Source organism: Allomuricauda sp. CAU 1633, assembly GCF_017313225.1.
Lineage (GTDB): Bacteria > Bacteroidota > Bacteroidia > Flavobacteriales > Flavobacteriaceae > Flagellimonas.
This window is the reverse complement of sequence record NZ_JAFLNE010000014.1, coordinates 1-5,948: the sequence shown is the minus strand read 5'-3', so window position 1 is coordinate 5,948 and position 5,948 is coordinate 1. Positions and strand designations below refer to the sequence as shown.

Below are 5,948 nucleotides of genomic sequence, written 5' to 3'. Positions count from 1 at the left end.
CGTTCTCTTTAAGTGCCCGAATGATCTGGCTCTCGGTAAACTTGCTTTTTTTCATGTGACAGTTAAAATTTAAAGTTAGAAAATTCTAATTTTAAGCTGTCCTATTTTTAGGGAAGGCTACATTTTTAGGGAAGGCTACAAAAGGGGTAAGGCTACACAGTATGGAAACAAATTTTGAAATTGTAGAAAACTATGCAGTTCTATTAAATGGAATTCATATCGACTTGCATAACAATTTTGAGTTTAAAGAAATAACTGAATTAAAAAATGACGTCCGAATTGTATTTACAAAATCAACTGGAGATTGGATTCACGAAAATGAATTTGAAAAACTGATTTTTTTACACAAAAATGTTACGTTCAAAAATTCAACGAATGGAGATAATTCGGAATTTCCAGAAGACAAAAATACATTAAGCGGAATTACATTCTTTCACAAATCAACGCGTGAAATAAATGACGGATTTATGGAACATAAAAAACCGAATGAAAATGATGATATAATTTATCTTTTCGAAAACGGAAAAATGTTTCGACTGAATTGCGAGCGGATTGAATTAATTGCGGAAAATTAAAAACCGAACGCACAACACAGTGTATAATTAATTGCGGTCGGATTCCTTAAACGGAATCCTTTGCAATCAATTATCTTTAGAGCTAGGTGGACATTTTCCGTTGGAAAAGTCCGCAACTAATCATACACGAACCGTTAGGCAACATATGAAAAAACAACTACTCATAATCATATTTATTTCTTCAGTAACCTTTGCCTTTTCTCAAAATGAACGGATTGAAATTCAATTACAAAACTGCACTTACGAACAAATTGAGGATAACGGAAAAGAACTAAAAAATGAAATAAAGGAATTTGAAAATTACTTAATCAAAAAGAAAATATTGATTGACAGTACAGGAAAAAGTTACATCAATCTATTTAAAAAAATAGAAAAAGAAAATGATGTGGAATTTGATTATAACTACTCGTTTACGGACTCTATTCAAGAAATAATAATCCAAGACGTTTATAAACAAATGGATTGTCAAGTTGATTTAATCAACTCGGATAATTATCTTAATACCAAAGTCTATAAATTACAAACTGTAATTGATTCAATTAAAACATATGGAGACATAATGCCCTCAAATATTGCAAGTGGAATTTTGTCAGTTTTAGATGAAAAGGATTTTGAATTGGAATACTATAAAATAAAAACTTTTGTGCTTTTAGATGCTACCAATACAACAAGTGGAATCACCCAAACTTTAGTCAAAAACGAGAATGTAAATTTAGAGAAAGCATTAAAAATATATTTGAACGAGAAAGGTGAAATTATAGTAAACGATAAAATAATTAATCTCACAGAGTTAAGGGAATTAGTTAAAGAATATGAATCAAAGAATAAATCGGAGTCAATAATTGCTCTTAAAACAGAAAGAGAAACGATGTATAAAACATACATTGAAGTAAGCAATATTATCGTGGAAGAAATAAAATTTTTAAGGGAAAAAGTATCTCGAAAGAAATATAAAACCGATTTTGACAAATTAACAACTGAACAGGCTTCTGAAGTAATAAAAATGTATCCACAAAAAATAGTGGAACAATAAATACGTTGCCTAACAACGTGTAAGCGCAATAACGGCTGAATTTCCTAATCGGAAATTCAACTCGTTTTGCTAAATTAAGTGCGTCAGCGGAAAGTACTCGCGCACTTTCCCGTTACTGACGCTTACACAAAACCGTTGTGCACTATTTAAAAACGACCAGAAATGGAGATCAAACCAGATAGAGTTGAAATTGCCAGTGATGTAAACGAAAGAGATGGAATTGGCATTGAAGTTTATCGAAACAACGAAATGGTATTGGAAATTTTTAGGGATGACACAGAAAAGACTAGAACGATTACGGTTTATAAAAAGGACATTTCACTCGAACTAATGGAAGAATCCATCCAAACTTTCAGAAAAGAAATTCCTTGGGAATTCATCAAATAATAAACCCGATAATGAACTTCGAAGAATTCCGAAAAGACATTGAAGCTAAAATTGCTTCAATCGCTGAATTTGAACTGCAAGAATATCATTACGAGCCTCACAGTTTCGGAAATGGAATTCTTGCCTATCGAATAAAAGGACAATTTCACAAATTCTTGTATGACGGCAGGGAAAACGAGTTGACTTGGTTGGTCAGTAAGCCCCACGAGAAATATTTTGGAGCAACATTCAAGGAGATTTTTAAAACGGACGGACTTGAATTAGACTTGGGCAGAATAGAAAAAGAAATAAAAAACGGCACATAACAAAACCTATAAGCAATAGCGCCCTTCGGGTCGCTACTGCTCATAGCCCAACCGTTGTACGCAAGCTGAAAAAAACATTATGGGACACAAAAAAGTTTGTCTGAATTGCAGAAAAGCATTTAATCAAAACTCGGATTTTGAAATTCAGAGCGGATTTACTTGTCCTGAATGCGGACAAAAAATGGTAGAAGTAAACTATAAATTCCGACCACCAAAAAAATCGGATTTAAAAGCGTGGCAAGTTTCAAAATTTTTAATCGAAAACGGATTTTCATATCAGCACATTTACAAAAACATTGACAATAGAAACGGATTAGCGGATAAGGAAAATTATGTTGACTATCCGAAAAGTATGAGCGACGCTAAAAAGTTTGTGACGGTTTATAAAAACCAAGCAATAACTAAATAAAAAAGCCAGCGTACAACACCGGCTATAATTCAGCGTGGCTATGGTGCAAAAACCGAAAGTAAAAACATTAAATTAGCTTGATTTCTCTGCGGAATAGTCCTGCGGACGATTCCACGCCGAAATCATAGCCAAACCGTTACCATACATTTTGAAAAACTCAACTTATCATATTTTATTTTTAATTCTGCTTATTGTGCCAATTACTTCAAGTGGACAAACACTATTTAAAAATCAAGTACTTGGAACATGGGAACATGAAAAGCCCAAACAGGATCCAGAACTTTTGTTAAGATCAGATAAGCAAAGTGAATCAAATTATGTTTCTAAAAGCATCTACTTCTTTCAAAAAGATGGAGTACTTGACATTAAAGAAGATTTTGGGCAATTCAAGGCAAACTATTCGGTTTCTGATTCGATACTGACAATAGGGACACGGAAATATAAAATACTTGAATATTCCCAAAATCAATTTTCGCTGGAAGAAATGGGGGATTTAGTCTTGTTTAAAAAGAAATTGGATTTTACAAGAACGGACAAAACAATTGAACCAATTCCTTTCAATCAGAAAATATTGGAATTCTATGAAAATGGAAATCCAAAAATATCAGGAGCAAAAGAAAGTGGATTAGAACATGGTATCTGGACAGAGTGGCATGAAAATGGACATGTAAAATCTATAACTTATTACAATATGGGGGCTCCACTAATGACCGCAGTTTTTAATGAAAAAGGAGAGCTAATTTCAAAGAGTTGGTTTGATTTAAATTCAAACTCGATTCGGAAGGACTAAAAAACGTATGGTAACACTGGCTATAATTCATTGCTCCCTCCTACCCTGAACTAAATTCCCTATTTTTAAAAAAACTATTAACCAAAGGGAATGATTTCGTAACGCGGCTATGGCTCGCTGGAAAATCGCACCGGCCACCGCCGTCGCTCACCAGCCGCCAGCCACAACGAAACCATAGCCGAGAACCGTTGTGTGTAATTTGAGAAACGAAATGATAACATTCAAAATAGATGGTAAAAAACTAACAGATTGGAATTCATTTCACTCTGAATTTAAATCGGAATTAAATTTTCCAGATTATTATGGAGAAAATATGGATGCTTGGATTGACTGTATTGATGAAATGACCGAAAAGCCAACGTTGTTGAAAATTGAAAATGGTAAGTTTCTAAAAGAAAATAAACCTGAATTACTAAATGCTATTTTAGAGTGTGGAGCTTTTGTAAATTATAGAAAAATAGAGCAAGAAGAAAAACCGAATTTAATAATAGCAGTAGATTAAAAAATGATTGTTCCTAATATAGAAATTGTAACAATATTAGTCATAATATTTTTCGGACTTCCAATAATTTGGAATGCTCGAAAGGACGGACTTTGGGAATCCTTCAACTTCATCGGACTAATAAAAACAATTAATAAATCCTTAATAATACAAGGAATAATCGGACTGATTTTAATTCTTCTGACTTGGTTATGGAATTCAGCGAACTTTAAATTTGACAGTTTTATTGCTGGAACAACTTATACATATTTAATAATCGGAATTTTTATGTATTTACCAGGATTGGGAATTCTGAATTTAATAAAACTCGGAATAAAGAAAAACCTTGAAAAACAATAAGTAGAATAAAAAACTACACACAACAATGGCTATAAGTAATTGCTTGTTCTCGCCTACTTCTGAAAATCCTCGCGGATTTTCAGCTTGGTGTGTACTTGCAAAATTAAGTGCTAACCCACGCAACTACTCATAGCCGAAACCGTTGGCAACTATAAAATCTACCTTACTAGTCCGCTTAAGGACGTAAGTCCTCGAAATTTCAGTTTGATTTGATTATTATTAAAAAAGCTCTAAATCAATATACTCTTTTAGAAGGTTCTCCAGTTGGTAGTCAATTTGGTATTCAGTCAATTTTTTACCAGTCATTGTATTAATCCAGTCCATTTCTTTGGCATTGTACCTCCAGTTTTCAAATTCTTGCACCTCTTTTGTACTGTATGCATTTTTGTTTGCTTGATCTAAATTGAATCCAAAGCTTACGAATAATTGATGCTTATCAAAGGCTTTATAAATGTTATGTAGAGCGTTTGCATAAATTTTGAGTCCTTTCAAATCTCCTTTCTTCCTTTTTCTTTTATTGTAAGGATTTGGGTCAGTAAGAATTTTGGCTCCGTACTTAATTACCTCAATCAAGTCTTTTTCCGTATTTCCAACTGGACGTAAATCCTGACCTCTATCTCCAACAATAAACTCTTTCTTATTCCATTCCCTTGTCCATTCCTGTTTAATGTATAGCGCCATTGGTCTACTGGGTACAATTAGGTGGTAATGTGGGTTATACCAACCTTTCGCAGCATTATAATTACATTCTAAAGACTTTGTTCCAATCAGTTTCATTCCTCCACTCCTTCGGTGACGTTTATAACACCTGTCTTTAATTCTTGAGAAGTTTTTAATCATCAGCCTGATTCTAGCACTTAATTCTTTAGCTCTAACCGTTTTAGTGGTAAGTGTTAACAAGTGTGGTTCTGGCCAATCATTAATTGTTGAAAAATACCTGTTGATAAAATCAGCCTTCCTAATACCACAACAAGTAGTACACCATCGATTCTTGCAATAGTTGCCATATACTTTTCCATCGTGACTTGTTAGTTCATTTTGGCAATGATATGTATTCCAATACCTCTGAATCCAACCGAAATCCCCATTAGCTGTTGCCACATCGATTAGGGCTAAAACGAGTGCATTGGTAACAACCTTTTTGTTAGCCCTTTTTAGTAAGGCTGGATTATCAACCATTGCAGTTCCAACTCCCGTAATTGTTGTGTTGTACAAACTATGCAGGAAATCTTGTGTCCCACCTTGTGCTAATGTATATATAGCACTTGGTTTTGAGCTGTCTAAAGCCATGTAATTAAGGGATTATGGCCTTTTATATCTTAAGGACTTCACTTCTCCCAAATTGTCAAGCAAATTGGATTTCAATATGAGGTAAGGTCTGCCAACTTTTTTAGCTGGAATTTTACCTTCACGGATATAGTTGTGGATAGATTGCTCAGATACATTGAGAAACTTAGCAGCTTCTTTGACATTCAAATAGACTTCTTCTGTAGATACCCCAAAAATTAGGGCAGTAAGTTTAATCATTAAATTTACTGAATATGACACGAAGAAAATTCACCCCGAAGTTCAAGACCAAGGTGGTCCTTGAAGCCTTGAAAGAGCGGC

Annotated in this window: 9 protein-coding genes; 7 read left to right on the top strand and 2 right to left on the bottom strand. The window is 33.8% G+C overall.

The features are described 5' to 3' along the window. Window positions 1-161 precede the first annotated feature (161 nt). The 7 genes from J0X14_RS18925 to J0X14_RS18895 all read left to right on the top strand — a co-directional run bounded on the left by J0X14_RS18925 (window position 162) and on the right by J0X14_RS18895 (window position 4,001). Window positions 162-575: a hypothetical protein gene (locus J0X14_RS18925; protein WP_207099397.1), complete on the top strand. Its 414-nt coding sequence runs from the start codon at window positions 162-164 to the stop codon at window positions 573-575. Between the two features lie 145 nt (window positions 576-720). Next, on the top strand, window positions 721-1,608 hold the full coding sequence (locus J0X14_RS18920) for an ExbD/TolR family protein (RefSeq protein ID WP_207099396.1): 888 nt from the start codon (window positions 721-723) through the stop codon (window positions 1,606-1,608). A 162-nt stretch (window positions 1,609-1,770) separates the two neighbouring features. Continuing rightward, the gene (locus tag J0X14_RS18915) at window positions 1,771-1,995 is read left to right on the top strand and encodes a hypothetical protein (RefSeq protein ID WP_207099395.1); all 225 of its coding nucleotides are present in this window, start codon (window positions 1,771-1,773) and stop codon (window positions 1,993-1,995) included. 11 nt (window positions 1,996-2,006) lie between these two features. Beyond that, window positions 2,007-2,300 (top strand): hypothetical protein, encoded by a 294-nt coding sequence (locus J0X14_RS18910; RefSeq protein WP_207099394.1) that lies wholly within the window; start codon window positions 2,007-2,009, stop codon window positions 2,298-2,300. Window positions 2,301-2,379: 79 nt separating this feature from the next. After that, complete coding sequence (locus tag J0X14_RS18905) at window positions 2,380-2,709, top strand: hypothetical protein (protein WP_207099393.1); 330 nt, start codon at window positions 2,380-2,382, stop codon at window positions 2,707-2,709. A 148-nt stretch (window positions 2,710-2,857) separates the two neighbouring features. Further along, window positions 2,858-3,499, top strand: a complete 642-nt coding sequence (locus J0X14_RS18900; RefSeq protein ID WP_207099392.1) for a hypothetical protein — start codon at window positions 2,858-2,860, stop codon at window positions 3,497-3,499. Window positions 3,500-3,710: 211 nt separating this feature from the next. Then, window positions 3,711-4,001, top strand: coding sequence for a barstar family protein (locus J0X14_RS18895; protein WP_207099391.1), 291 nt, complete (start codon window positions 3,711-3,713; stop codon window positions 3,999-4,001). Window positions 4,002-4,559: 558 nt separating this feature from the next. Here J0X14_RS18895 and J0X14_RS18890 read toward each other — a convergent pair. Both J0X14_RS18890 and J0X14_RS18885 read right to left on the bottom strand, forming a co-directional pair. Continuing rightward, on the bottom strand, window positions 4,560-5,630 hold the full coding sequence (locus J0X14_RS18890; RefSeq protein WP_207099390.1) for a protein rep: 1,071 nt from the start codon (window positions 5,628-5,630) through the stop codon (window positions 4,560-4,562). Window positions 5,631-5,642: 12 nt separating this feature from the next. Then, window positions 5,643-5,867 carry a helix-turn-helix domain-containing protein gene (locus tag J0X14_RS18885; RefSeq protein ID WP_207099389.1) on the bottom strand — a complete coding sequence of 75 codons (225 nt, stop codon included), beginning with the start codon at window positions 5,865-5,867 and terminating at the stop codon, window positions 5,643-5,645. Between the last annotated feature and the right edge of the window lie 81 nt (window positions 5,868-5,948).